The following is a 23,708-nucleotide window of genomic DNA, read 5'->3' on the forward strand; positions in this document are numbered from 1 at the left end:
AGAGCGGATTTGTCCATGCCGTAGAAACAGGGATTTTGAGAGGATTAGTGCCGTTTTCGTAAGGAGCGGCCTTCCAGCGCGACAATTCGCCGCCTTACAGCCGGGATTGCCGTCGTCTCGGGCAGCCGCTTGCTTGGTGCGGTTTTCGGCGCTTTGACGGCTTTCGGCATTTTCTCGGCGATGCCGAGCAGATCCTCGCGCCGCTCCATCTCGCGCCAGACATCCTCCGGCTTCACGCCGGCCGATGCCCAGAGAACGGTCAGGTTGTAGAGCAGGTCGGCGCTCTCGCGGATCACCGCGTCGGTCTTGCCGCTGACGGCATCGATTACGACTTCGATGGCTTCCTCGGCCAGCTTCTTGGCCATCTTGGACGGGCCACGCTGAAACAGCCGGGCTGTGCGCGACGTTGCCGGATCGAGGTCCCGGGCCGCGAGGACAGCCTGATAAAGCCGTTCGAGCGAATCACTCATCCTTCCAACCTAATGCAAAGCCATGGCGAGCGTGTTAACAGCCGCCCCTGCAACCACAAAAAATCCACCGGGCGGTGCGGGCCGGTGGATTCATCTTTAACGGTTGCGATTTTAGCGGTCGCGTTTACCAGCCGCCGTAATAGGGACTGCCGTAGTAGTACGGGCGGGGCGCGTAATAGTAGCCCGGGCGGCCGTAATAGGCTGGACCGCCATAGTAGCCATAATGGTCATAGTAGTAATCCCGGCGGTTCTGGGCGGCCGCGATCGCAAGCCCTGTGCCGACGATGCCAGCAAAGGCCGCCGCTGCCGCAGCGCCGCCACCGCGATAGTACCTGCGCCGTGCGCTGATATCGGTCGCGTCGCTGGTCCCGGTCGAAGCGGTTATGCCCTTGGTCGGCGTCGCGGAGCCGGCAAAAGCCGGCAACGGCTGGAATGTCGTCAGCGACACCGCCACGACCGTCGCCATCGCGCCGGCGCGGCCGATCGATGAAAACACACCCTTTCGCGCAAACATCTGCACATCCTCCGTGGGAGCTGGCCTGACAGGCCTCGGATAGCTAACCACGGAGGGAATACTAGGTTCCCGAATCCGAACGGCGGCTGAACGATCCCTGGCAAAATCGTGGCAGTCATCGACCATTCAGATAAGATGCGGCACAATCCTTCGCCCAAGGGCGAGAAATGCCAGCGGAGATGTCACGAAGCTGACATCGCCGGCGCGGCAGCTTGTCCCACCTCATGCTGATATAGCCTCATGCGTGCGATTAGGACCAACGCTATCCGCTTTCGTCTCAGCGTTCTCCTGGCTTTCATAGCCAGCCTGTGCGTGATGGCTGGCCTCACCGCGAATGGCGTCTCGGCCGCAGACGAACCCCGGCCTCCGCTTGCGATCCAGTTTTCGCTCGATCGCCCGATCGATGCCGCAGCGGCGCCATTCGTGATGGCCGCCGCGGGCGGCCTGTTCAGCGCCGAAGCGCTGGCGGTCACAACCAACATTGCCAGCGGATCATCGGATGCGATTGCGCGTGTTGCCGCAGGCACCAGCGACTTCGCCCTGGTCGACATCAACGCCTTGATGCGGTTTCGCGACAAGGACAAGCAGGGAGGCCCCCGGATCAAGGCGGTGTTCATGCTGTTCAACAAGGCGCCCTACGCCATTATCGCCCGCAAGAGCCGCGGCATCCGGATGCTTTCGGACATCGAGGGCAAGACGCTCGGCGTGGCCGAAGGCGACCTCTCCGTCCGGCTGTGGCCGGCGGTGGCGCACCAGAACGGAATTAAGATCAAGAACGTCAAGCAGAGCAGCATCAGCGCCGCGGTGCGCGAGCCGATGCTGTCGGCGGGCCAGATCGATGCCGTGACCGGATTCTCCTATCTCTCGGCGATCAATCTGCGGGACCGCGGCGTGCCGGCCGACGATCTGGCGGTGCTGAAATTCGCCGACTATGGCTGCGAGGCCTATGGTTTCGCTGTTATCGTCAATCCGGCGCTGGCGGCCGCCAAGCCCGAGGCGGTGAAGGGATTTGTGCGCGGCGTGATCGGCGGGTTGAACCTGACGATCAAGGACCCGGCCGGCGCCGCGGCCGAAGTTGCCAATCGCATGGACGGCGGATCGAAGGACCTTGAGCTCGAACGCCTGCAAACCATCCTGCGTGACAACATCCTGACCAGCGAAGTGAGACGCAACGGCGTCGGCGCAATCGATCCGGCGCGATTCGAGCGTTCGATCGACCAGGTCGGGGAAGATTTCAAGTTCCAGAAGCGGCCGCAGGCGTCGGACATTTTCGACGACCAGTTTCTGCCGCCGCTCAACGGGCGGCTGGTTAATTGAGCGGGTGGTCTCGTCTTCCGTCGGTGCTCCGGGCTTACCCCTCTCCCCAACCCTCCCCCGCAAGGGGGGAAGGAGCCTGATCGGCGTGCTCACCTCACTGCGCACAACGGCTGCTCACCTTGCATCGCGGCTCCTCTGCGCCGCGAGGACGCGTCAGGCGAGCATTGGCGGTAGGGTTCCCTCCCCCCTTGCGGGGGAGGGTTAGGGAGAGGGGTGCCGCTTGCTCAGGCAGTTGACGAGTGCGGTTACCTCACTATTCGTCGTCGTCGATCCCTGTTTACAATGCGCAACTGATTTTCGCTTCGCGAGTTTCCACGCATGTCTATGGTTCGCCTTTACACCCGCGTCCTCGAATTGCTCGGCAAGGAGGCGCGGTTGGGCTGGATTCTCGCCGTCGCCAACCTGTTGCTCGCCGGCGCCCAGTTTGCCGAGCCGGTGCTGTTCGGCAAGATCGTCGACGTGATGTCGGGGCGGCCGGTGACGGGCCTGTTGGCAACGGACTCACCGTGGCCCCTGCTGGCGGCCTGGGTCGCCTTCGGCCTGTTCACGATAGGCTGCGGTGCCACGGTGGCGCTCCATGCCGACAAGCTGTCGCATCGCCAGCGGCAGGCGGTGCTGACCGACTATTTCGAGCACATCATGCAGCTGCCGCTGACCTTCCACACCGGCACGCATTCCGGCACGCTGATGAAAACCATGCTGAGCGGCACGGACGCCCTGTGGCGCGTATGGATTGGCTTTTTTCGCGAGCATTTTGCGGCGATCATGTCGCTCGTGGTGCTGCTGCCGCTGTCGCTCTACGTCAACTGGCGGCTGGCGATCCTGCTGTTCGCGCTCTGCATCGTCTTCACCCTCCTGACCACGCTCGTGGTGCGGAAGACCTACGGCATGCAGGAGGAGGTCGAGCAGCATTACAGCGACCTCTCTGCCCGCGCCTCCGATGCACTCGGCAATGTGGCGCTGGTGCAAAGCTTCGTGCGCATCGAATCCGAGGTGCAGGGCCTGCGCTTCGTCGCCGACAAACTGCTGGCGGCGCAAATGCCGGTGCTGTCATGGTGGGCGACGGTCAGCGTGATCACCCGCGCCTCCACCACCATCACGGTTCTCGCGATCTTCACCGTCGGCATCGCGCTGCATCAGCGGGGTCTCACCTCCGTGGGCGAGATCGTGATGTTCGTCTCGTTTGCGACCATGCTGATCCAGAAGCTCGAGCAGGTGGTGAGCTTCATCAACAGCGTGTTCATGGAGGCGCCGCGCCTGCAGCAATTCTTCGACGTGCTGGACGCCGTGCCGGCGGTACGCGACCGGCCCGGCGCTGTGGACACCGGGCGGCTTTCCGGCCTTGTTGAATTCCACGACGTTTCGTTTTCCTATGACGGCAAGCGGCCTGCGGTCGAAGACGTCACATTTACCGCCCTGCCCGGCCAGACCATCGCCCTGGTCGGCCCGACCGGCGCCGGCAAATCGACCGCGATCGCGCTTCTGCATCGCGCCTTCGATCCGCAATCCGGCATCATCAAGATCGACGGCATGGATATCCGCGCGTTGAAGCTGACGGCGCTGCGGCGAAACATCGGCGTGGTGTTTCAGGAAGCGCTGCTATTCAATCGCTCGATCGCTGACAATCTGCTTGTCGGCAAGCCCGATGCAACCGAGGAGGAACTGCGGCAGGCGGCCGCGCGCGCGCAGGCGCTTGAATTCATCGAGCGTGCGGAGAAGAAATTCGACACCCATGCCGGCGAGCGCGGCCGCATGCTGTCCGGTGGCGAGCGGCAGCGGCTGTCGATTGCGCGCGCGCTCTTGAAGGACCCGCCGATCTTGATCCTGGACGAGGCGACCAGCGCGCTCGACGCGGTCACCGAAGCCAAGGTGAACGCGGCGCTCGACGAGGTGATGAAAGGGCGAACCACCTTCGTGATCGCGCACCGGCTTTCAACCATCCGCAACGCCACCTGCATCCTTATGTTCGACAATGGCCGGGTGATCGAAAGTGGAACTTTTGATGAACTGGTCGCCAAGGGCGGGCGCTTTGCGGAACTCGCGAAGGCCCAATTCATGGTGCAGGAGAGCGCGCGCGCCGGAATCAAGGTCCAATAGCGCAGCGAGGCCGCCATCACGGTTCAGATACCGTCGAAATTGCGCCCATTTCGTCCACGATTAAGTTGTCAGGCCTCTGTTCTGGACCGGCAAGCCGGTATAGGTTTGCGCCCAGCCGCAATGCGACGGCACCGGACACGCTTGAAACCCGAACGCTAGATCTTACGAGGACCTCCTTCTCGAAAGCAGGTCTCAGAGGACCGGAACGGAAAAGTGCATTTTCTTCGCCCGCTGCTTCGCCATTCGTCGGTAAACTGGATCTTCCCCTCGGTGGCACTTGTTTTGGCGGCGCTAGCCGTCGTGATGCCGCGCGCCGCGCAGGCCGAAGCGTTGCTGCTTGTGGAAGCCGACACCGGCAAGGTGCTGCAGGCCGACAACGCCACGATGCCTTGGTATCCCGCCTCGGTGACCAAGATCATGACCGCCTACGTCACGTTGAAGGCGGTGAAGGAAGGACGTCTGTCGCTCGACACGCTGCTCACGGTATCGCCGGTCGCTGCCGCGGAGTCGCCGTCCAAGATGGGTTTTCCTCCGGGCACCCAGGTCACCGTCGATAACGCGCTCAAGATGATGATGGTGAAGTCGGCCAACGACATGGCCGTGGTGCTCGCCGAGGGTGTCGGCGGATCGGTCGACGGTTTCTCTGCTATGATGAACCAGACCGCGCAAAAGCTCGGCATGACGCAGACGAGTTACGTCAATCCGAACGGCCTGCCGGCGGATGGACAGGTCACCTCGGCGCGCGATCTCGCGATCCTGGCGCGCGCCGTCATCCGCGACCTGCCAGAATACGAATACTTCATGCAGATTCCCTCGATCCGCTACGGGCGCAGGGTGACGCACAATTTCAACAAGCTGATCGGGCGCTATCCTGGCGCCGATGGTTTCAAGACCGGCTTCATCTGCGCCTCCGGCTACAATCTCGTCGCCTCCGCGACGCGCAACGGCAAGCGGCTGATCGCCGTCGTGCTCGGCGCATCCTCAGGGCACGCGCGGGCCGTGCGCGCCGCGCAACTGATGGAACGCGGCTTCGGCGGCAATGGGCTTAGCTGGCTGACGCCCGCGCTCGGCACCGTCGACAATCTCGTTCCGGTCAATGCAACGCCGCCGAATCTGCGCGAGGAGATGTGCAACGGCAAGCGCAAGCGGCCGGCCACCGACGAGGACGCGGATGTCGTCGCCTCGAACGGCAGCGCATCGACTGCCGAGAGCCCGGTTGCGTTCTTCAGCGCCGGCCTGCAGCCGCCGGTGGCCAAGCCTTCGGAATTGCTGGCCGGTCCGCCAGCGGCTTCCGAGCCGGTTCTGGTCTATACCGGGCCGACCAAGACAGGCGCCGCACTGATCGCGGCCGTTGCGGCAGAGGCCGAGAAGCAGGCATCGGCACAGCGCGGCAAGAAATCGAAGATTGCCGCGAAGAAGCCCGACGCCGCGGCGGCGCCCAAAGCCGAAGCTAACGCAAAGCCTGCTGCAGCCAAACCCGCCGCGGCCAAAACCGTTGTGATCAGGCACGCAAACGCGAAGCCGGAGGCTGTCGCCAAGCCGGCTGGCGCGGCCGAAAAGAAGTCGGCTCCCGCGGCCGACAAGAAGCCTGCCGCCAAGCCCACCGCCGTCGGCGACAAACCCGCGCCGAAGCCGGCCAAGCCGAACGCCGCTGCTAAACCCAAGGGCGAAACCAAACCGGCTGGTTAACGCCCCGCGAAACCCGCGTAATTAGGCAGTTTTCCTGTCGTTCACGCGAACTATTCCAGATCGACCAAATGCGTCGATAGCGCGTAGCCGCTTGCCATCGGCGGCGGCATTCACAATACTGCCCAAAACAAGGCGCGCCCGGCCCAGAAACAACAGGGAAACAACCAGAGGGGAGAGACCATGGAGCGGATCTGGCTCAAGCAATATCCGGCAGGCGTGCCAGCCGATATCGACGTCACACAGTACTCGTCGCTCGTCGAGCTGCTGGAAGAGAGCTTCAAGAAGTTCGCCGATCGCAAGGCGTTCATCTGCATGGACAAGTCGATCAGCTACCGCGACCTCGACGAGATGTCACAGGCGCTCGGCGCATATCTGCAGAGCAAGGGCCTACAAAAGGGCGCGCGCGTCGCGCTGATGATGCCGAACGTGCTGCAGTACCCGGTCTCGACCGCCGCCGTGCTGCGCGCCGGCTATGCGGTGGTGAACGTCAACCCGCTCTATACCCCGCGTGAGCTCGAGCATCAGCTCAAGGATTCCGGCGCCGAAGCGATCATCGTGCTGGAGAATTTTGCCACCACTGTGCAGCAGGTGATCGCCAGAACGTCGGTCAAACACGTGATCGTCGGCAGCATGGGCGACCTACTCGGCTTCAAGGGCGTGATCGTCAACCTCGTGGTGCGCAAGGTGAAGAAGATGGTGCCGGCCTGGTCGCTTCCAGGCTCGGTCTCGTTCAACGAGGCACTCGGCGCCGGTCGCAGCATGAAGCTGAACAAGCCGCAGCTCACGCGCGACGACGTCGCCTTCCTGCAATATACCGGCGGCACCACCGGCGTCTCCAAGGGCGCGACGCTCTTACACAAGAACATTCTCGCCAACGTGCTGCAGAACGACGCCTGGCTGCAGCCGGCGCTGAAGAAGCCGCCCCATGTCGACCAGCTCTTCATCGTCTGTGCGCTGCCGCTCTATCACATCTTCGCACTGACGGCGTGCTTCCTGATGGCGGTGCGGGCCGGCGGCGTCAACCTCCTGATCCCGAATCCGCGCGACATACCGGGCTTTATCAAGGAGCTGCAGAAGTACCAGGTCAACAGCTTCCCGGCGGTCAACACGCTCTACAATGCCCTGCTCAACGCACCCGGCTTCGACAAGGTCGACTTCTCCAAGCTGAAGACCTCCTTCGGCGGCGGCATGGCTACCCAGAAGCCGGTCGCGGAGAAATGGCTGAAGGTGACGGGCTGCGCGCTCTCGGAAGGCTATGGCCTGTCCGAGACCTCGCCGGTGCTGACCTGCAACCCCGCCGACACCGATGCGTTCTCCGGCTCGATCGGCATTCCCGTGCCGTCAACCTACATCTCGATCCGCGACGACGAAGGCAAGGAAGTGCCGCTCGGCCAGCCCGGCGAGATTTGCGCCAAGGGCCCGCAGGTGATGGCCGGCTACTGGAACCGGCCGGAAGAGACCGCAAACGTCATGACTGCGGACGGCTTCTTCCGCACCGGCGACATCGGCGTGATGGACGAGCGCGGCTACACCAAGATCGTCGACCGCAAGAAGGACATGATCCTGGTCTCGGGCTTCAACGTCTATCCGAACGAGATCGAAGAAGTGATTGCAAGCCATCCGGGCGTGCTGGAATGCGCGGTGATCGGCGTTGCCGACTCGAAATCGGGCGAGGCGGTGAAGGCGTTCATCGTCAAGAAGGACCCGAACCTCACCGCTGACGACGTCATCAAGCACTGCACCACGCAGCTCACTGCCTACAAGGTGCCCAAGCAGATTGAGTTCAGGACCGACCTGCCGAAGACCAATGTCGGCAAGATCCTGCGCCGCGAGCTGCGCGACGAGAAGAAGGCCGCGGCCTGAACGGGCTTTGCGGACTTCCGACATGACTGAGACGAACGTCGCGCCGGCCGACATTCTGGCGTTCTGGCGCGACGCCGGCCCCGATCGCTGGTACACGCGCGACGACGCGTTCGATGCCGAACTGCGCCGGCGCTATTTGGACCTGTGGCAGAAGGCGTCCGCCGGCGAATTGTCTTCATGGGAGGCGAGCGATGACGGCGCGCTGGCGCTGGTCATCGTGCTCGACCAGTTTCCCCGCAACATGTTCCGTGGCGATGCCAGGACCTATGCCAGCGACGGTCTCGCTCGCGAGGTGGCGCAGCGCGCGGTCGAGCGCGGCGTCGACGCGCGGATCGATCCTGCCTTGCGCGAATTCCTTTATCTGCCCTTCATGCATTCGGAGCAATTGCCGGACCAGCTACGCTGCATCGAGCTATCGCGCGCGGCCGGCCACGCCGAGAACCTGAAATGGGCCGAGCACCACGCCGACATCATCCGCCGCTTCGGGCGCTTTCCCCATCGCAACCGCCTGTTGGGCCGCGCCACCACGCCGGAAGAGCAGGCCTTCCTTGCTGAAGGGGTTTTTCGCCCTGATGACGCAAGCGTGACGGGCCGGCTGTTGCCGTTTCGGACGCCGCGAATATTGTGCCGCCGAGCCGCAGCGGCTACAAAACAGCGCTCATTGAGGGAGAATTGACGATGACGATCCAAGTTGGCGACAAGCTGCCGGAAGCCAAATTTCGCGTGATGACGGCGGAAGGCCCGCAGGTCAAAACCACAGACGACATCTTCAAAGGCAAGAAGGTCGCCCTCTTCGCCGTGCCCGGCGCCTATACCGGCACCTGCGACAAAATGCACCTGCCGAGCATCTTCCTCAACGCCTATGCCATCAAGGACAAGGGCGTCGACACCATCGCGATCGTCTCCGTCAACGACGCCTTCGTCATGAACGCCTGGAAGCGCGAGACCGATCAGCGGGACGAGGCCGTATTCCTCGCCGACGGCAATGCCGACTTCACCAAGGCGATCGGCATGGAGCTAGATGCCTCCGGCAACGGCCTCGGCCTCCGCTCCAAGCGCTATTCGATGCTGGTCGAAGACGGCGTGGTCAAGAAGCTCAACCTCGAGCCGGCGCCCGGCAAGGTCGAAGTCTCCGGCGGCGATACGCTGCTGGCGCAGCTTTGAGCTGAGGCGCGTCGTAGCGCAACGAAGTCACCCCCAACAACGCTGTCGTCGCCCGGCTTGACCGGGCGATCCAGTACGCCGCGGCTTCTCCGTATTCTCAACGTCTCTGGAATACTTGATCACCCGCTTTTGCGGGTGATGACGGCCGTTGGTTGTCTGGCATTTCGTAGATGGGGTAACGGGCCCCGAGGCCTCCCAAGCCAGCCGCGCTAGCTACGGCGCAATGTGGTAGCGCGCGTCGCGCGGCTGGCTTGGGAGGCCTCGGGGCCCGTTACCCCATCTACGAATTCGACACTACTTCCCCACTCTCTCCTGTAGCCGCGCCATCGCCACGCCTTCGCGCGCCAGCTGATCGGCGCGCTCGTTTTCGGCGTGGCCGGCGTGGCCCCTGATCCAGTGCCAGCGCACCTGGTGCGGCTTCAGCGCGGCGTCGAGGCGCTGCCAGAGGTCGACGTTCTTGACCGGCTTCTTATCCGCCGTGCGCCAGCCGTTGCGCTTCCAGCCGTGAATCCAGCCGCTGATACCCTGACGGACATACTGGCTGTCGGTGGTGAGATCGACCACGCAGGGCTTCTTCAGCGCCTCCAGCGCCGAGATCGCGGCCATCAGCTCCATGCGGTTGTTGGTGGTATGCGGCTCGCCGCCCTTCAATTCCTTTTCCTTGTCGCCGAAGCGCAGGATCGCGCCCCAGCCGCCCGGCCCCGGATTACCCGAGCAGGCGCCATCGGTGAAAGCGGTGACGTGAGGCAATTCGTTCAAGCGGCAAATCCGGGCTGGGTCAGGCCGTAATCGCGTACACTCGCGACGTTCTGGTGAAAGCGCAACTTGCGGACATATTCGAGCGGGTCCTTCGGCTTCACCAGCGCGCCCGGCGGCACGTTGAGGAAGTCGACCAGCCGCGTCAGCAGGAAGCGCAACGCCGAGCCGCGCGCCAATAGCGGCAGCAGCTCCTGCTCGGCCTCGGACAATGGCCGCTCGCGGCCATATGCATTGAGCAGCGCGCGTGCCTTGGTGACGTTGAAGGCATGATCCGGCTCGAAGCACCACGCATTCAGGCAGATCGCGACGTCATAGGCCAGGATATCGTTGCAGGAGAACGGGAAGTCGATCAGCCCCGACAGCCTGTCGCCGAGAAAGAAGACGTTGTCGGGAAACAGGTCGGCATGGATGACACCGAGCGGAAGATCTTTCGGCCAGTGCGCTTCGAGGTGATCGAGTTCGCGCGCGATGAAATCCTGCAGGCCAGGGGCGACGCTGTCGGCGCGCGGCGCGGCGACATCAAACAGCGGCCGCCAGCCCTCGACCGACAGCGGGTTCTTGCGGAACATCGGGAAGTCGCGGCCCGCCAGATGCATTTTTGCGAGCGCCTCGCCGACACCGCCGCAATGCGTGACATTGGGCCGCCGCGGCCACATGCCCTCGAGGAAATTGATGACCGCCGCGGGCCGTCCGGCCAGTTCGCTATAGACCTCGCCGTTGCGGTTTCTGGCGGGCTGGGGGCAGCGCACGCCGCGTTCGGCCAGATGCGCCATCAGCGAAAGGAAATACGGCAAATCGTCCACCGCAACGCGCTTCTCATACAGCGTGAGGATGAACGCGCCCTTGCTGGTGTGAACCAGGAAGTTGGAATTTTCGACGCCCTCGGCGATGCCCTTATAAGAGAGCAGCTCGCCGATGTCGTAGCCCTTGAGGAACTCCGCGAGGTCTTCGGCGGCGACGTCGGTGTAAACCGCCATGAGGAACCTCAGGCGGCGTCGGGTCGCAGCGAACGCGGCAGCGGGAAGAATTCGTTTTCTTCCGCGGCCGATACCGTCTCCACATGCAGCTCATAGCGCTCGGCAAAGGCGCCCATGATCTCCTCGACGATCACTTCCGGCGCGGAGGCACCGGCGGTGATTCCGAGGCTCTTGATGCCCTCGAAGCGCGACCAGTCGAGATCAGAGGCGCGCTGCGCCAGGACCGCAATCTTGCAGCCCTCGCGCTCGGCAACTTCGCGCAGGCGCTGCGAGTTCGACGAGTTCGGCGCGCCGACCACGATCAGGGCGTCGACCACCGGCGCCACCTTCTTCACCGCGAGCTGACGGTTGGTGGTGGCGTAGCAGATGTCTTCCTTGTGCGGCCCGTTGATGTTCGGGAAACGCTCCTTGAGCAGCGCCACGATCTCGGCGGTGTCGTCGATCGACAGCGTCGTTTGCGTGACGAAAGCGAGATTGTCCGGATCCTTCGGCTTGAAGGTCTTGGCGTCCTCGGCGGTCTCGATCAGCGTCACCGCGCCCTGCGGGAGCTGGCCAAGCGTGCCGACCACCTCGGGGTGGTGCGAATGCCCGATCAGCAGGATTTCGCGGCCGCGCTTGAAGTGAATCGCAGCCTCCCGGTGCACTTTGGTGACCAGCGGGCAGGTCGCGTCCAGCGAGAAGAAATTGCGGGATTTGGCCTCGGCCGGAACCGATTTCGGAACCCCGTGGGCGGAAAATACCACCGGCGCGTTGGTATTATCAGGGATTTCGGCGAGTTCCTCGACGAAGATCGCGCCCTTGGTCTTCAGGCTGTCGACCACGTAGCGGTTGTGGACGATCTCATGGCGGACATAGACGGGGGCGCCATAGATGGCGAGTGCCCGTTCGACGGTATCGATGGCCCGCACCACCCCGGCGCAGAAGCCACGGGGGGAACAAAGCACGATTCTAAGGTCTGGTTTGGCTGACGTCGGCACAGAAGGCATGGGGGCTATCTCGGGACCGAATCACCCCTAGCCGGCGGGCTGGGAACGGCCAATTCGGATAAGGACTTGGGACTGCTTTCGGCCTGTGTCAAGGCACTTTAGCAGACCATTGCGCCGATGGGGCCGGAAGCCCTATATAGGCGTTGAATTCCCGTCATCACCGATGACCATAGGCTTCGCCTCCGAAAGAGGTGGGCGAGGCACAAAGGAGATTTGCCATGAGCAATGCACCGCTGATGCCCAAGGCGACGGCCGTGTGGCTGGTTGACAACACCGCTCTGACCTTCGACCAGGTGGCCGATTTCACCAAAATGCACCCCCTTGAGGTCCGCGCCATCGCCGATGGCGACGCCGCCCAGGGCATCAAGGGCATGGACCCGATTTCGACCGGACAATTGACCCGCGACGAGATCGAAAGGGGCGAAAAGGACCCGAATTACCGCCTCAAGCTCGGCGAGAGCAAGGTCGTGCTGCCGCCGGCCGCCAAGAAGAAGGGCCCGCGCTACACCCCGGTGTCGCGCCGCCACGAGCGGCCGAGCGCGATCCTCTGGCTGGTCCGCAACCACCCCGAGCTGAAAGACGCGCAGATCATGCGCCTGGTCGGCACCACCAAGACGACGATTGCGAGCGTTCGCGACCGCACCCACTGGAATGCCTCGACGCTGACCCCGATGGACCCGGTGACGCTCGGCCTCTGCTCCCAGATCGAGCTCGATTTCGAGGTGCAGCGCGCGGCCAAGGAGAAGCCGGCGCCCACGGCCTACGGCGGCGCCACGCTGCTGCCGGCCTCCGAGACTACAAAGAAAGAGCCGGAATTCGAGCCGAGCGAGAAGAAGGAAGACGACCTCAACGTCGACGCCGTGTTCGCCAAGCTCAAGACGCTGGGCGGCAAGAAGCAGGACGACCAGGAGGAGTAGGACTCTTCACTATCGATGGGAACTTACAGGACGCGGCGGGGCGACCTGCCGCGTTCTTTGTTTTGAAACACGAAAGAGCTATTCCTCAGTCGTCATGCCCCGCGAAGGCGGGGCATCCAGTACGCCGCGGCTTATCAGCTCAACCTTGACGTCTCTGGAATACTGGATCACCCGCTTTCGCGGATGATGACAGTCGTGCGAGTGACGACGGCTGTTGCGCCTCACCCCAACTCGATCTCGTCATTCACTTCATGCGAGAGCGAGAGTCCGCCGATGGTCAGCACCATCTTTGCCGATAGCTTTTCATGGCCCTTCAGCTTTCCCGTCTCGAGCGCATCGCGCACGGCCTTTTCGATCTCGCGCTGCGAGGTGACGCCGACTTGCTTGAGAAACTTGCGCAGGCTGGTATTGAAGACGTCTTCGTTCATGAGAGCCTCCTGATCACGGCCGGACCGGATTGTTCAGCATCTGCTCGGCCATATTGCGCTGGGCGCGGTCGGCGCGGGCATTGGCATTACCACGCTGCACGTCACGGTTCTTGCGGCAATTGACGTACTCATTCGAGCCCACCGCGACATTGTTGGCGCGGCAGAACGCGTCGTCATCGGCGCTGGAGTCGACCATGGTCGGCTGGCCGCGCTCGAGGCAGCCGGCCAGCAGCGGGGCGATCAAGAGGAGCGCGAGTGACAGGTTACGTCGCATGCTCTGTTCCTTCGGGTTTTTGTCATTACCGGGGCCTGTCCCCGACTTGATCGGGGATGAGCCGGCAATCCATCGAAAAGATGGCGGCTTCTTAAGGCGATGGATGCCCGGGTCAAGCCCGGGCATGACGAGGTGGAACCCTACACCCTCCCCTTCAGCGCATCGCTGATTTCGTCCAGCACCTTGGGGTCCTCAATGGTCGCCGGCATGGTCCAGCTTTCGCCGTCGGCGATCTTCTTGATGGTGCCGCGCAGGATCTTGCCGGAACGCGTCTTCGGCAACCTGCCCACCGTGATCGCAAGCTTGAAGGCTGCGACGGGCCCGAGCTTGTCGCGCACCAGCGCCACGATCTCCTGTTCAATCTCGGCCGGCGTGCGCGCCACACCCGCTTTCAGCACCAGGAAACCGCATGGCACTTCGCCCTTGATGGCGTCCTTGATGCCGAGCACGGCGCATTCGGCGACGTCGGGATGCGAAGCCAGAATTTCCTCCATGCCGCCGGTGGATAGCCGGTGGCCGGCAACATTGATGATGTCGTCGGTGCGGCCCATCACCCAGACGTAGCCGTCCTCGTCGCGGTAGCCGGCATCGGAGGTCTTGTAGTAGCCGGGGAATTCAGAGAGGTAGGCTTCCTTGAAGCGCGCTTCCTGCTGCCACAGCGTCGGCAGGCAGCCGGGCGGCATCGGCAGCTTGATCACGATCGAGCCCATGATGCCGGCGCCCACCGGCCTTGAGGCCTCGTCAACCACGTCGACCTGATAGCCCGGCATCGGCACGGTCGGCGAGCCGTGCTTGACTGGCAGCATGCCGAGCCCCACCGGATTGCCGGCGATGCACCAGCCGGTCTCGGTCTGCCACCAGTGGTCGATCACGGGCACCTTCAACTGCGCTTCCGCCCATTCCACCGTCGGCGGATCGGCGCGCTCGCCGGCCAGAAACAGCGTGCGGAATTTCGACAGATCGTATTTGCGGATGAACGCGCCGTCCGGGTCCTCTTTACGGATGGCGCGGAACGCGGTCGGCGCGGTGAATAGCGCCACCGCCTTGTGCTCGGAGATGACGCGCCAGAACGCGCCGGCATCGGGCGTGCCGACCGGCTTACCCTCGTACATGATCGAGGTAGCGCCATGAACCAGTGGCCCATAGACGATGTAGCTGTGGCCGACCACCCAGCCGATGTCGGAGCCGCACCACCAGACCTCGCCGGGCTTGACGCCATAGAGATTGAACATCGACCATTTCAGCGCGACCAGATGCCCGCCATTGTCGCGCACGACGCCCTTGGGGATTCCCGTGGTGCCTGAGGTGTAGAGAATGTAGAGCGGATCGGTCGCCAGCACCGGCGTGCAGGGCGCCGTCTTTCCGGCAGCAAGGGCCGCGCTGCGCAGTGTTGCCCAGTCGTGGTCGCGGCCGGCCGTGAGCTCGCAAGAATGCTGCGGCCGCTGCAGGATGATGCAAGCTTGCGGCTTTGCGCCGGAAAGATTGATCGCCTCATCCAGCAGCGGCTTGTACTGCACGATGCGGCCAGGCTCGATGCCGCAGCTCGCTGAGAAGATGAGTTTCGGTTTTGCGTCATCAATGCGGGTCGCCAGTTCTTTTGCCGCAAAACCGCCGAACACCACGCTGTGCACCGCGCCGATCCGCGCGCAGGCCAGCATCGCAAACACCGCTTCCGGCACCAGCGGCATATAAAGGATGACGCGGTCGCCCTTGCCGACGCCGAAATCGGCCATCACGGCGGCGAGCGTCTGCACCTCCTTGAGCATCTCGGCATAGGTGAATTTCGAGATGGAGCCTGTCAGCGGCGAATCGTGGATCAGCGCCACCTGGTCGGCCCGTCCGCCCGCGACGTGGCGGTCGAGCGCATTGTAGCAGGTGTTGACCACGGCGCCGGCGAACCAGCGGCCATAGGCGCCCATCGAGGGATCGAAGATCTTTTTCGCCGGCTCGATCCAATCGATCTCGCGCGCGGCTTCGGCCCAGAATCCTTCGGGATCGGCCAGCGAGCGGGCATGGACCTCGTGGTAGCGGCTGTTGGTCTGGACGTTCATGGCGCACTCCCGATCGTTCGCCTATTGTCGTCATGCCCGGGCTTGTCCCCGGCATCCACGTATAAAGAGGCAAAGACGTGGATGGCCGGGACAAGCCCGGCCATGACGGCGGGGCAAGCATTTATTGAAGGCATTGTCACGGGAAGTTGCGCCAGATCAAGCCGGAATAGCTCGACCGTTTGGTCAAAATCCTACCGTTGGGCGATGGTATTGAGTTTCTCCAGCCGCTCCTTCATGGCATGGCGGAGATCGTAACCGCGCTTGCCGAACGAGCTGTTGCGCTTTTCGATGAAGTCGCGTTGTTGCCGGGTCAGCGCCAACGCCGCGCGATGGCTGTCGGCCTCAGCATTGGCAATCACCCGCAGAAACACGTCGTTGATGTCGCGATCGAGCTGGGCCAGGCCAGGATCGGCGCAGATCGCCTTTTCGACCTGACGTTTCGCGGTCGCGCAATTGAAGCTCGGCAGATTCTTCTGGTAGGCGAGCGAACCCAGCCGCTCGATCTCCTGCGCAACTTCTTTGTAATTGGCAGCAGCGGTGCTGTCGGAGGGATTGAGACGAACGGCCTCGGCATAATCCTGCAGCGCGCGCCGGCGGTCGCCCTTCCGGCCCCAGGCCGCGCCGCGATTGTTGTAGGCGCGCTGGAATTTTGGATCCAGCTTCAGCGCCGCGTCGTAATCCGCAATCGCGCGGTCGTAATCCTTGCGTGCCTGATAGGCATCGCCGCGGTTGGTCAAAAATTTCGCCTCGGGACGCAGCTTGATCGCCTCGTCATAGTCGGCGATCGCACGCGCATAGTCGCTATTGCCGGCAAGGTCGAGGCCGCGATTGTCGAAGAACTCCGGCTGCGTCGGATCGATCCGGATCGCTATGGTAACATCCTCAATCGCCCGTTCCGTCCGGCCCAGCTTGCGATAAGCCGCAGAGCGGTTGCTGTAGGTTCGCGCACGGTGCGGCTCGAGACGGAGCGCCTCGTCGTAATCGGCGATCGCCTTCTGATACTCACCCTTGAAATACCAGGCCGCGCCGCGGTCGGAGAACACTTGCGCGAAATCAGGCTTGAGCCGCAGCGCCTCGTTATAGTCTTCGATGGCGCGGTCGTATTTCTTCGAATTGTTGAAGGCATTGCCGCGGTTTGCGTAACCGATGGCATTATCCGGCTCCAGCCTGATGGCCTGATTCAGCGCTTCGAACGCGGCCTCCATCTTGCCAGTCTGGCGGAGAATTTCGCCGCGGGCGCGAAACGCGCGGGCGCGCTGCGGGTCCTTGGCGATGACAGCATCGATTTCGGCGAGCGCCTGCTCGGTCTTTCCGTTGCCATGCAATGCGGCAGCGCGGGTGATCATGGCATCGAAGCGATCGTTGTCTGCCGTCGCAGGATTGTCGATCAGCGCGGTACAGCTTTCGATCAGCTTAATTGGTTCAGCAACCGTCAGGGGTGCGCAGGTGACCGGTGGCTCGGCAGCCGTTTGAGCGCCGGCACCGGCGGAGGCGAGAACGGCAATGGCAAATACCGCACTGGCGGCAAAAGGCGAAACGAATGATCGCATGATCGGCTCATCAATGAATGGAATACGTCGCGGCGAGGCCGCGCCCGATCAGTGTGTCGCCGCTGATCTCGCCGAGGTTCGAATGCCCGGGGCCGCCTTCCCTCGACGCGCCGAACGACCTAGTTACCGTCGATGCCGTTGATCTGTTGCAGGCGGTCGCGCATCGCCTTTTTCAGGTCATAGCCCGGCCGGCCATATTCTCTGTTGCGGCGAGCGATGTATTCCTCCTGCTCTCGCCGCAGCGTGCGCGCGTGCTGCGGGGTCAACTTCCCGGCGACGGCTCTCTGATATGCGCCCTGGACTTCGCGGTCGAGATCGGCAAGTTCGGAATCGGCGCAGATCGCCTTCTCCACTTTGCGGCGGGCGGTGGCGCAGTTGAAGCTCGGCTTGCCAGCGACCGCCTTCAGTGCGCCCTGCCGCTCCGCCTCCTGCGCCAGCGCCCGGTGGTTGGCCCGTGCGACGGCATGATCGGGATTCAGCTTGATCGCCGCAGCAAAATCCGCGACCGCCTTTGGCAAATCGCCCTTCTTGCGCAAGAGTTCGCCACGTGCGTTATGAACATCGGCCTGCGCCGGATCGAGCCGCAGCGCGCCATCGTAATCGGCGATGGCGCGATCGATCATGTCCTTGCGCTCGTATGCGGTGGCGCGCGCAATCAGCGCCTTGATGCGATCGGCCTTCTCGGTCTTGGCGTTGTCGATCAGCGCGCTGCAGAGACTAACAGTCTTGTCGTGATCCTGCGCAAGGGAAGCGGCTAGACAGGGCGCAGGATCGATGCGCAGATCCTTGTCTGGCTCGGTGCTGGTCGCAAATGCGCCATGGGCAAACATCATCGACAGCAGGGAAGCTGCCAGCAGGTTGCGGATATCGGGATGACCTCGCATCGATTGATCCGGGATACGCTTTTCGATTGCCGTCCGTTCTAGCAAGGCCTGCGCTTCTCCGACAACGGCCGGCTTCGAATTCCCTTCTTGTCCCCCGGGGGCAGATTTTGGCCGAACGGTGACCGGCGAGAGAATGTGAATTTCTACACAGAACCGATCGTTTTGATCAGATAATTTTCCATGAACCTTTTGCTGATGTCACGGACTCAACAACCATGACCACATTGACCGACCTGAATCCGCGCATCATCGCACAATCCCAAACCCGTTACTTTTACTTCTACATGGCGCTGGCCTGCATGGCTGTCGCCTTTCTCGGGTTTGCGCCGACCTATTGGCTACCGCTGGCGAAGCGATCGTTTTCGGCCTCGCCGGTCGTTCACTTTCACGGCCTGCTGTTTTTCGCCTGGTCGCTTTACTTCGTATGCCAGAGTTGGCTTGCCGCGTCCGGCAAAATCGCCCGGCACCGCACGATCGGCATGATCGGCGTCTCGCTGGCGACAGCGATGACGATCTTCGGCTTCCTCGTCACCGTCAACGCGATGAAGCGGTCGGCGGCTGCAGGCTTCGCCAATGACGGAATTGCGTTTGCGATTGTGCCGCTAAGCGGAATTTTATTCTTTGCCGTGGTTTTCGCACTTGCTATTGCCGCCGTCCGCCAGCCGGAAACGCACAAGCGGCTGATGCTGCTGGCCGGCATCTCGCTGTTGGATGCGGCGGTCGCGCGCTGGTTTCTCACCTTCCTCGCGCCTCCCGGCCCGCTCGGCCCGCCGCCGGTGCCAGTAACCATTCCACCCGCGATCGTTGCGTATCTTCTCCTCGTGATCGCCATGGTGTTCGACTGGCGCACGCGCGGTCGGCCGCATCCGGTCTATGTGTACGGCGGCATCGCGCTGATCGCGATCAAGTTCCTGAACTGGCCGATCAGCCTGTCTCCGCTGTGGCATTCCTTCGCCGGCGGAATCCTGGCGATGGCGCAGTAGCTGATAGTCGCGACTTTAAGTCAACCGGGAACACCCGCCGGTTTTGGTGCTAGATTGATGGCGACATCGATCTCGACCGGCAGGGAATCCCGGATTTGCTAGCATTCGAATGGATCATCGGGCTGCTGCTTGGCGCGGTGCTGCTCTCCGCGCTGGCACGGCGGCTCAATGTGCCGTATCCAACATTTCTTGCGCTAGGCGGCATGGCGCTGGCCTTTGTGCCGTCAGGCCCGCACTGGATGCTGGAGCCGGATCTGGCGCTGGCGCTATTCGTAGCGCCGGTGCTGCTGGATGCGGCATTTGATACCTCGCTGCGCGATCTCCGGAACAACTGGCTGCCGGTTTCCACGCTCGTCCTGGTCGCGGTGGGCCTCACCACCGGATCGGTTGCAGTGCTCGTGCACTGGCTCCTGCCCGACATGCCCTGGGCCGCAGCGGTCGCGCTTGGCGCCATCGTCGCACCACCAGATGCGGCGGCGGCAACAGCGATCCTGCGCCAGGTCAATCTGCCCTACCGTCTGCTCAAAATCCTCGAAGGCGAGAGCCTGCTCAATGACGCCAGCGCGCTGTTGATCTACCGGGTCGCCGTCGGTGTCGCGACGGCCCTTCATCTCAAATGGAGCGAGTTTGTCCCCTCGCTCAGTTTGGCGCTGGTCGGAAGCTTGCTGGCCGGCTATCTGTGCGCGCGGCTCTGGACGCTGTTAACGCAGCGGATCACGGAAGCGCCGAGCGCGATCATCGTGCAATTCGCCAGCACATTCACGATATGGATTGTTGCCGAGCATCTCGGCCTGTCCGGCATCCTGACCATCGTAGTCTATGCGATCACGCTCGCGCGCACCGCACCGGCGCAAATACCGGCGCGGCTGCGCGTGCCCACCTACGCGGTGTGGGAGACCGTGGTCTTCGTCCTCAATGTGCTGGCATTCGTTCTCATCGGGTTGCAGTTGCGCCCCATTTGGGAACGACTCGATGATCCCGTGCGGTGGAAATATTGCCTGGTCGCCGCCGCCGTGCTCGGCGTCGTGATTCTGACACGCATCGTCTGGGTGATGTCGTATGGAGCGGTGCTGCGGCTGGTGATCGCGCGACACCTCCTCCACCCGGAGCGACCGATGACCGCTCCCACGGTCAAGGGCGGCATCGTCGTCTCCTGGTGCGGCATGCGCGGCATCGTTACGCTGGCGGCGGCTTTCGCGTTGCCCGAAAACTTTCCTTATCGCGATCTGATGCTGCTGACGGCATTTACGGTAGTGCTGGGGTCGCTTGTGATTCAGGGACTGACGCTACGCCCGCTGATCACGGCGCTGCGGCTGAAGGACGAGGATCCGGTGAGATCAGAAGTGGCACGTGGCCGTGCCGTTGGCTATCGGGCGGCGCTAAATGCAATCGACGGCGATCCTTCGGAAGAAGCCGAGCTTCTCCGGCTTGAATACCGCGCGCTGTTGTCGCGCGCCGGCGATGATGGCGGAGTTTCCAGCGGCGAACTGCCGGCCGACCCGCTCCGCCGCCGCGCCATTCGCGCCGCCCGACAATCGATCCTCGACCTGCGGCAATCCGAGGAAATCGGCGACGATGCATTCCACCAGCTCGAGGAAGAACTGGACTGGGCCGAGTTGAGCGCGCGGGGCTGAGCGGCGTCACCGCGGTGCTGCCGTTACCTCGACAGTAAAGACATCAGGTTGATTTGACCGTAATCCCGCCGTCCACCACCAGCTCGATCCCGGTGATGTAGCGGGATTCGTCGGAAGCGAGAAACAGCGCCGCATTGGCTACATCCCAGGCATCGCCCATGTGCCCCATCGGCACCTGCGCGTCGCGCGCCCGCCACATCGCCTCGACGTCACCAGCGGAATAGCTCGCCGCAAGTCCCGCCGAATGTTCGACCATCGGCGTCTTCATCAGCCCGGGGAGTATGCAGTTCACGCGGACATGGTCTTTCGCGAACTGCACGGCGGTGGTGCGCGTCATCTGGTTCATCGCCGCCTTCGAGGCGCCATAGGTGACGTAGGAAATGCCGAGATGGCGGATCGAGGCAATCGACGAAATGTTGATGATCGAGCCGCCGCCCTGCTTCTGCATGATCGGGATGACATGCTTCATGGCGAAATAGGCGCTCTTGAGATTGACTGCGAAGACGCGGTCCCATGCCGCCTCGTTCACCTCGACGACGCTGCCCATCTCGGCGATGCCGACATTGTTGTCGAGCACGTCGATGCGGCCATAGGCCTTGAGGCATGCCGCCACCATTGCTTCGACCTCGGTCTCGCGCGAGACGTCAGCAGTGAAGGCGGTCGCCTTGCCGCCTTCGCCCGTAATGATGTCAACGGTCTTCTGGGCGGCAGCGGCGTTGCGGTCGACGCAAAATACCTGCGCGCCCTCGCGCGCGAAGGTCACGGCAGTTGCCTTGCCATTGCCCCAGCCGGGACCGATCGAGCCCGCGCCCACCACCATCGCCGTCTTGCCCTTGAGCCGTTCCATCGACTTTCTTCTCCCTGACAATTGCGCTCTTGTAGCCCGGGAGAGCGAAGCGACCCCGGGGATTTACAGTCGGCAGTTCTCCCGGAAATCGCTTCGCTCATCGGGCGGCCCCAGGTCAAGCCGTCCGATAAGCTAACGGGATGGTCCCGATATAGGCCTACAAGCCCCTTGCCACGGTTACCCAAATTGGACTGAATGCGCCCCGCGAAAGACCCGCGGGAAAACCGGGTCTGGGAGTTAACGGGTCCCCGGGGAAAGTATGGCAGCAGACAAGACAACGTCGCCCAATGATGAGGTCGTCGCAGTTTCCGACGAAGCCCTGCACAAGGCAGAAGCCTACATCGAAGCGGAAGAAGGCGCGACCAACCGCCTGATGGGGTGGGCAGGAAAAATTTCGACCACGATTGCCGTGGTCATGAGCCTGTTTCATCTCTATGCGGCCTATGCCATCGTTCCGACCCAGGAACTGCGCTACACTCACGTCGCCTTCACGTTGGTGCTGAGCTTCCTGCTATTTCCGTTGGCGACGCGCTTTCGCAACCGCGTGCGCTGGTGGGACGTCGTTCCCGGGATCGTCGCGGTCGCAACCATCGTCTATGCGCTGTGGGGCGGCGAGGACTTTACCGATCGCGCCACCACGCCCGACCGCTGGGACGTGATCGTCGGCATCGTCTTCATCGTGCTGCTGCTGGAGGCGACGCGCCGCACCACCGGTGCGATCATGCCCGTGGTGTCGCTGCTATTCATCGCCTATGCGATGCTCGGTCCGTATCTGCCGGCGCCATGGACCCACCGCGGCTACGATCTGGCTCGCCTGGTCGGTCACCTCTTCATTACGCTGGAAGGCATTTTCGGCGTTGCGGTCGACGTGTCGGCGACGCTGATTATCCTCTTCACGATCTATGGCGCCTTCCTGCAGCATTCCGGCGCCGGCAAATTCTTCATCGATTTCTCGCTGGCGTTGATGGGCGGCAAGCCGAACAGCGCCGGCCGCACCGTGGTGCTGTCGTCTTTCCTGCTCGGCGGCCCCTCCGGATCGGGTGTCGCGACGACCGTCATGATCGGCACCGTGGCTTATCCGATGATGGCCAAGGCCGGCTTTGAGCGAAACGCCGCGGGCGGATTGCTCGCAGCCGGCGGTTTGGGCGCGATCCTCTCCCCGCCAGTGCTCGGCGCCGCCGCGTTCCTGATCGCCGAGTTTCTCAAGATCAGCTATCTCGACGTGATCTGGATGGCGACCATCCCGACCTGTCTTTATTACATGTCGCTGCTGTTCATGGTCGAGCTGGACGCCAAGAAGTTCCACGCCAAGGACGTGAGTTTCACGCCCGAGATGTCGCTCGGCCAGATGACGAGGCGGTATGGCTTCCATTTCATCTCGCTGCTGGCCGTGGTCGTGTTCATGGTCATCGGCTACTCGCCGTCGCTGTCCGTGTTCTACGCCATTGTCGTGACGTTCGCGCTTAGTTTCCTTCGACCGGAAACTGCGCTGATGCCGAGCAAACTGGTGAAGGCATTGGCCGACGGTTCGATCGGCGCGCTCAATGCCGCAGCGACCTGCGCATGCGCCGGCATCGTCGTCGGCATCGTGACGCTGACCGGCCTCGGCCTCAAATTCTCGTCGATCGTCATCGCCTATGCTGGTGGCAGCCTCTTGCTGACCGCGATCTACACCGCGCTGATCGTCTGGATCATCGGTCTCGCCGTCCCCGTCACCGCCTCCTATATCATCTGCGCGGTCATCGCGGCGCCCGCGCTGATCAAGCTTGGTGTGCCCGACTACGCCGCGCACATGTTCATCTTCTACTATGCCGTTCTGTCCGAAGTGTCGCCGCCGACGGCGCTGTCTCCATTCGCGGCGGCCGCCATCACCGGTGGCGATCCCTACAAGACCACGCTGCAATCCTGGAAATACACCCTGCCTGCATTCCTGGTGCCGTTCGTGTTCGTGCTCGACCCGCAGGGCGCAGGCCTGCTGATGTCGATCCCCAAGGGTGGATCGTGGCTCGATATTCTCGAAATCACGATCAAGACCAGTTTCGGACTACTGGCGCTGGCCGCATTTGCCCAGAACTGGGCACTGCGACAAAATACGCCGGTAGAGCGCGGCCTGTTTCTGCTATCCGGATTGCTTCTGGTGTTCCCGAGCCTGATTGAGGCGATCGTCGAATGGATCACCGGACGCGATATCAGCTACACCTATGTGCCGGGCCTGATCATCGGTTTCGGCGTATTGCTGTGGCAGGCCAGAACGCGGTCGCCAGAGCGACCCGCGCTTACTACATAGAGAAGAAGCGATTGAGG

Annotated in this window: 20 protein-coding genes and 1 pseudogene; 10 read left to right on the forward strand and 11 right to left on the reverse strand. The window is 62.9% G+C overall.

Annotated elements, in window-relative coordinates; genetic code table 11:
* Positions 1-44: 44 nt before the first annotated feature.
* Together hisE and J6524_RS14160 are read right to left on the reverse strand one after the other, a co-directional pair.
* The gene (hisE, locus tag J6524_RS14155; RefSeq protein WP_225671404.1) at positions 45-470 is read right to left on the reverse strand and encodes a phosphoribosyl-ATP diphosphatase; all 426 of its coding nucleotides are present in this window, start codon (positions 468-470) and stop codon (positions 45-47) included.
* Between the two features lie 124 nt (positions 471-594).
* Positions 595-984 (reverse strand): hypothetical protein, encoded by a 390-nt coding sequence (locus J6524_RS14160; RefSeq protein ID WP_225671406.1) that lies wholly within the window; start codon positions 982-984, stop codon positions 595-597.
* A 240-nt stretch (positions 985-1,224) separates the two neighbouring features.
* Here J6524_RS14160 and J6524_RS14165 point away from each other — a divergent pair, with 240 nt between their 5' ends.
* The 6 genes and pseudogenes from J6524_RS14165 (at position 1,225) to J6524_RS14190 (ending at position 9,114) form a co-directional block, all read left to right on the forward strand.
* Positions 1,225-2,301 carry an ABC transporter substrate-binding protein gene (locus J6524_RS14165; protein WP_225671408.1) on the forward strand — a complete coding sequence of 359 codons (1,077 nt, stop codon included), beginning with the start codon at positions 1,225-1,227 and terminating at the stop codon, positions 2,299-2,301.
* Positions 2,302-2,619: 318 nt separating this feature from the next.
* Entirely contained in the window at positions 2,620-4,398 is a 1,779-nt protein-coding gene (locus J6524_RS14170) for a glucan ABC transporter ATP-binding protein/ permease (RefSeq protein WP_225671410.1), read from the forward strand.
* A gap of 213 nt (positions 4,399-4,611) precedes the next feature.
* Entirely contained in the window at positions 4,612-6,087 is a 1,476-nt protein-coding gene (locus J6524_RS14175; protein WP_225671412.1) for a D-alanyl-D-alanine carboxypeptidase family protein, read from the forward strand.
* Between the two features lie 180 nt (positions 6,088-6,267).
* Positions 6,268-7,950, forward strand: a complete 1,683-nt coding sequence (locus J6524_RS14180) for a long-chain fatty acid--CoA ligase (protein WP_225671414.1) — start codon at positions 6,268-6,270, stop codon at positions 7,948-7,950.
* Between the two features lie 22 nt (positions 7,951-7,972).
* Positions 7,973-8,515, forward strand: a pseudogene (locus tag J6524_RS14185) (DUF924 family protein); the annotation flags it as partial.
* Positions 8,516-8,628: 113 nt separating this feature from the next.
* A complete protein-coding gene (locus tag J6524_RS14190; protein ID WP_225671416.1) occupies positions 8,629-9,114 on the forward strand; it encodes a peroxiredoxin in 486 nt (161 codons plus the stop codon).
* Positions 9,115-9,408: 294 nt separating this feature from the next.
* Here J6524_RS14190 and rnhA read toward each other — a convergent pair whose 3' ends face one another.
* The 3 genes from rnhA to ispH are packed head-to-tail and all read right to left on the reverse strand — an operon-like array spanning position 9,409 to position 11,836.
* Complete coding sequence (gene rnhA / locus J6524_RS14195; RefSeq protein ID WP_225671418.1) at positions 9,409-9,873, reverse strand: ribonuclease HI; 465 nt, start codon at positions 9,871-9,873, stop codon at positions 9,409-9,411.
* Positions 9,870-10,850 (reverse strand): homoserine kinase, encoded by a 981-nt coding sequence (locus J6524_RS14200; protein ID WP_225671420.1) that lies wholly within the window; start codon positions 10,848-10,850, stop codon positions 9,870-9,872. Before J6524_RS14200 ends, rnhA begins: the two co-directional genes overlap by 4 nt.
* An 8-nt stretch (positions 10,851-10,858) precedes the next feature.
* Positions 10,859-11,836 (reverse strand): 4-hydroxy-3-methylbut-2-enyl diphosphate reductase, encoded by a 978-nt coding sequence (ispH, locus tag J6524_RS14205; protein WP_225671422.1) that lies wholly within the window; start codon positions 11,834-11,836, stop codon positions 10,859-10,861.
* A gap of 218 nt (positions 11,837-12,054) precedes the next feature.
* On the opposite strand from ispH, the gene J6524_RS14210 reads away from it, so the two are divergent.
* Positions 12,055-12,753: a DUF1013 domain-containing protein gene (locus tag J6524_RS14210; RefSeq protein ID WP_225671424.1), complete on the forward strand. Its 699-nt coding sequence runs from the start codon at positions 12,055-12,057 to the stop codon at positions 12,751-12,753.
* 221 nt (positions 12,754-12,974) lie between these two features.
* Here J6524_RS14210 and J6524_RS14215 read toward each other — a convergent pair whose 3' ends face one another.
* The 5 genes from J6524_RS14215 to J6524_RS14235 form a co-directional block, all read right to left on the reverse strand.
* Entirely contained in the window at positions 12,975-13,181 is a 207-nt protein-coding gene (locus J6524_RS14215) for a DUF6494 family protein (RefSeq protein ID WP_225671426.1), read from the reverse strand.
* 13 nt (positions 13,182-13,194) lie between these two features.
* Entirely contained in the window at positions 13,195-13,455 is a 261-nt protein-coding gene (locus tag J6524_RS14220) for a hypothetical protein (RefSeq protein WP_376712019.1), read from the reverse strand.
* Between the two features lie 140 nt (positions 13,456-13,595).
* On the reverse strand, positions 13,596-15,506 hold the full coding sequence (locus J6524_RS14225; protein WP_225671428.1) for a propionyl-CoA synthetase: 1,911 nt from the start codon (positions 15,504-15,506) through the stop codon (positions 13,596-13,598).
* A 191-nt stretch (positions 15,507-15,697) separates the two neighbouring features.
* On the reverse strand, positions 15,698-17,056 hold the full coding sequence (locus tag J6524_RS14230) for a tetratricopeptide repeat protein (RefSeq protein ID WP_225671430.1): 1,359 nt from the start codon (positions 17,054-17,056) through the stop codon (positions 15,698-15,700).
* 119 nt (positions 17,057-17,175) lie between these two features.
* Positions 17,176-17,940, reverse strand: a complete 765-nt coding sequence (locus J6524_RS14235) for a tetratricopeptide repeat protein (RefSeq protein WP_376712020.1) — start codon at positions 17,938-17,940, stop codon at positions 17,176-17,178.
* A gap of 215 nt (positions 17,941-18,155) precedes the next feature.
* Here J6524_RS14235 and J6524_RS14240 point away from each other — a divergent pair, with 215 nt between their 5' ends.
* Both J6524_RS14240 and J6524_RS14245 read left to right on the forward strand, forming a co-directional pair.
* Entirely contained in the window at positions 18,156-18,923 is a 768-nt protein-coding gene (locus J6524_RS14240; protein ID WP_225671432.1) for a hypothetical protein, read from the forward strand.
* A gap of 95 nt (positions 18,924-19,018) precedes the next feature.
* The gene (locus J6524_RS14245; protein WP_225671434.1) at positions 19,019-20,557 is read left to right on the forward strand and encodes a cation:proton antiporter; all 1,539 of its coding nucleotides are present in this window, start codon (positions 19,019-19,021) and stop codon (positions 20,555-20,557) included.
* Between the two features lie 43 nt (positions 20,558-20,600).
* On the opposite strand, the gene J6524_RS14250 is transcribed toward J6524_RS14245, so the two are convergent.
* Positions 20,601-21,404 (reverse strand): SDR family NAD(P)-dependent oxidoreductase, encoded by an 804-nt coding sequence (locus J6524_RS14250; RefSeq protein WP_225671436.1) that lies wholly within the window; start codon positions 21,402-21,404, stop codon positions 20,601-20,603.
* Positions 21,405-21,663: 259 nt separating this feature from the next.
* Here J6524_RS14250 and J6524_RS14255 point away from each other — a divergent pair, with 259 nt between their 5' ends.
* Positions 21,664-23,691, forward strand: coding sequence for a TRAP transporter permease (locus tag J6524_RS14255; protein ID WP_225671438.1), 2,028 nt, complete (start codon positions 21,664-21,666; stop codon positions 23,689-23,691).
* Positions 23,692-23,708 lie beyond the last annotated feature (17 nt).

Source organism: Bradyrhizobium hereditatis, assembly GCF_020329435.1.
GTDB lineage: Bacteria > Pseudomonadota > Alphaproteobacteria > Rhizobiales > Xanthobacteraceae > Bradyrhizobium > Bradyrhizobium hereditatis.

Bases quoted from the DNA above. Each gene is read 5' to 3' on its own strand.
- J6524_RS14230 (WP_225671430.1), bottom strand. From the start codon at position 17,056: ATGCGATCATTCGTTTCGCCTTTTGCCGCCAGTGCGGTATTTGCCATT.
- ispH (WP_225671422.1), bottom strand. From the start codon at position 11,836: ATGCCTTCTGTGCCGACGTCAGCCAAACCAGACCTTAGAATCGTGCTT.
- J6524_RS14240 (WP_225671432.1), top strand. From the start codon at position 18,156: ATGACCACATTGACCGACCTGAATCCGCGCATCATCGCACAATCCCAA.
- J6524_RS14225 (WP_225671428.1), bottom strand. From the start codon at position 15,506: ATGAACGTCCAGACCAACAGCCGCTACCACGAGGTCCATGCCCGCTCG.
- J6524_RS14190 (WP_225671416.1), top strand. From the start codon at position 8,629: ATGACGATCCAAGTTGGCGACAAGCTGCCGGAAGCCAAATTTCGCGTG.
- J6524_RS14215 (WP_225671426.1), bottom strand. From the start codon at position 13,181: ATGAACGAAGACGTCTTCAATACCAGCCTGCGCAAGTTTCTCAAGCAA.
- J6524_RS14180 (WP_225671414.1), top strand. From the start codon at position 6,268: ATGGAGCGGATCTGGCTCAAGCAATATCCGGCAGGCGTGCCAGCCGAT.
- J6524_RS14235 (WP_376712020.1), bottom strand. From the start codon at position 17,940: ATGCGAGGTCATCCCGATATCCGCAACCTGCTGGCAGCTTCCCTGCTG.
- J6524_RS14210 (WP_225671424.1), top strand. From the start codon at position 12,055: ATGAGCAATGCACCGCTGATGCCCAAGGCGACGGCCGTGTGGCTGGTT.
- J6524_RS14165 (WP_225671408.1), top strand. From the start codon at position 1,225: ATGCGTGCGATTAGGACCAACGCTATCCGCTTTCGTCTCAGCGTTCTC.
- hisE (WP_225671404.1), bottom strand. From the start codon at position 470: ATGAGTGATTCGCTCGAACGGCTTTATCAGGCTGTCCTCGCGGCCCGG.
- J6524_RS14250 (WP_225671436.1), bottom strand. From the start codon at position 21,404: ATGGAACGGCTCAAGGGCAAGACGGCGATGGTGGTGGGCGCGGGCTCG.
- J6524_RS14200 (WP_225671420.1), bottom strand. From the start codon at position 10,850: ATGGCGGTTTACACCGACGTCGCCGCCGAAGACCTCGCGGAGTTCCTC.
- J6524_RS14255 (WP_225671438.1), top strand. From the start codon at position 21,664: ATGGCAGCAGACAAGACAACGTCGCCCAATGATGAGGTCGTCGCAGTT.
- J6524_RS14160 (WP_225671406.1), bottom strand. From the start codon at position 984: ATGTTTGCGCGAAAGGGTGTGTTTTCATCGATCGGCCGCGCCGGCGCG.
- J6524_RS14220 (WP_376712019.1), bottom strand. From the start codon at position 13,455: ATGCGACGTAACCTGTCACTCGCGCTCCTCTTGATCGCCCCGCTGCTG.
- J6524_RS14170 (WP_225671410.1), top strand. From the start codon at position 2,620: ATGTCTATGGTTCGCCTTTACACCCGCGTCCTCGAATTGCTCGGCAAG.